The sequence below is a fragment of the Cronobacter sp. EKM101R genome (assembly GCF_963888145.1).
Taxonomy (GTDB): Bacteria; Pseudomonadota; Gammaproteobacteria; order Enterobacterales; family Enterobacteriaceae; genus Cronobacter; species Cronobacter turicensis.
This window is the reverse complement of the sequence record NZ_CAWPHW010000049.1, coordinates 1-274: the sequence shown is the minus strand read 5'-3', so window position 1 is coordinate 274 and position 274 is coordinate 1. Positions and strand designations below refer to the sequence as shown.

General features: G+C 54.4%; 1 tRNA gene and 1 rRNA gene. Both read left to right on the top strand.

The window, feature by feature from the left end:
* Window positions 1-83 precede the first annotated feature (83 nt).
* Window positions 84-159 (top strand) — tRNA-Thr (locus AACV31_RS19200).
* Between the two features lie 37 nt (window positions 160-196).
* Window positions 197-274 (top strand): 5S ribosomal RNA (gene rrf, locus AACV31_RS19195); the annotation flags it as partial.

The following is a 274-nucleotide window of genomic DNA, read 5'->3' as shown; positions in this document are numbered from 1 at the left end:
AGAAGTGAAACGCCGTAGCGCCGATGGTAGTGTGGGGCCTCCCCATGCGAGAGTAGGGAACTGCCAGGCATCAAATTTAGTGTGCTGATATGGCTCAGTTGGTAGAGCGCACCCTTGGTAAGGGTGAGGTCCCCAGTTCGACTCTGGGTATCAGCACCAGTTTTTCGGTTAATGTTCGGCATTTAAAAAGAATTTGTCTGGCGGCTGTAGCGCGGTGGTCCCACCTGACCCCATGCCGAACTCAGAAGTGAAACGCCGTAGCGCCGATGGTAGT